Origin of the sequence: Methylobacterium sp. J-048 (assembly GCF_022829515.1) — a bacterium.
Lineage (GTDB): Bacteria > Pseudomonadota > Alphaproteobacteria > Rhizobiales > Beijerinckiaceae > Methylobacterium.
In genome coordinates this window covers 1-877 of sequence record NZ_JAKSYL010000024.1, presented here as the reverse complement: position 1 = coordinate 877, position 877 = coordinate 1, and the positions used below count along the sequence as shown (strand labels likewise).

The window sequence follows — 877 nt, the reverse complement described above, 5'->3', positions numbered from 1 at the left end:
TCGCTAGTAATCGTGGATCAGCATGCCACGGTGAATACGTTCCCGGGCCTTGTACACACCGCCCGTCACACCATGGGAGTTGGTCTTACCCGACGGCGCTGCGCCAACCGCAAGGGGGCAGGCGACCACGGTAGGGTCAGCAACTGGGGTGAAGTCGTAACAAGGTAGCCGTAGGGGAACCTGCGGCTGGATCACCTCCTTTCTAAGGATTTCTTTTTGGAGATGGGCGTCGGTTCGGCCGGCATCCAGCGAGCCCGGGCATCACGCCTTGGCTCATCCATCGAGGATCATTTAGGATACAGGGACCTGTCAGGGTCCCATTTGGCGGGACAGGCGCCGTCCTCGTTTCTCTTCCTCACCAGATAGCGCGATCGGCGCCCTGCTTCGGCACCTGCCGGGCGGCGTGCCTCGATCGCTCTGGGCCTGTAGCTCAGGTGGTTAGAGCGCACCCCTGATAAGGGTGAGGTCGGCCGTTCGAGGCGCCCCAGGCAGACCAGGCACCGGGACGTTAGATGCTTGGCGACGACCCCTTGGGGCCATAGCTCCGTTCGGGATGCCCGACCTGTGCAAGCATGGGGTCGTCGGTTCGATCCCGTCTGGTTCCTACAATTTTTTGGGACTTGGGGCTGCGCTTGCGGCCGCCGCCTGAGTGAATGGTGTTGAGCTTGGCTATCTGGAACACAGTTTGCCGCGGCAGACGATCGATGAGGGCCGTAAGGTTCGGTTGATCGTGTCGTTGGCGAAGACATCAGTGACATTGTGAAGAGGGAATGTGGCCGTTGGGGGCGCGAAAGCGTCAGCCCTGGCGGTCATGTTCGGCAAGCATACGGTGATTGGATCGGAAACGATCTGATCACTGGTCTTTTTGTGACCGTGT

Annotated in this window: 1 tRNA gene and 1 rRNA gene; both read left to right on the top strand. The window is 60.4% G+C overall.

What is annotated here, in order from left to right:
* A 16S ribosomal RNA gene (locus MKL09_RS00675) occupies nt 1-202 on the top strand; the annotation flags it as partial.
* 215 nt (nt 203-417) lie between these two features.
* A tRNA-Ile gene (locus MKL09_RS00670) sits at nt 418-496 on the top strand.
* Nucleotides 497-877: the final 381 nt, after the last annotated feature.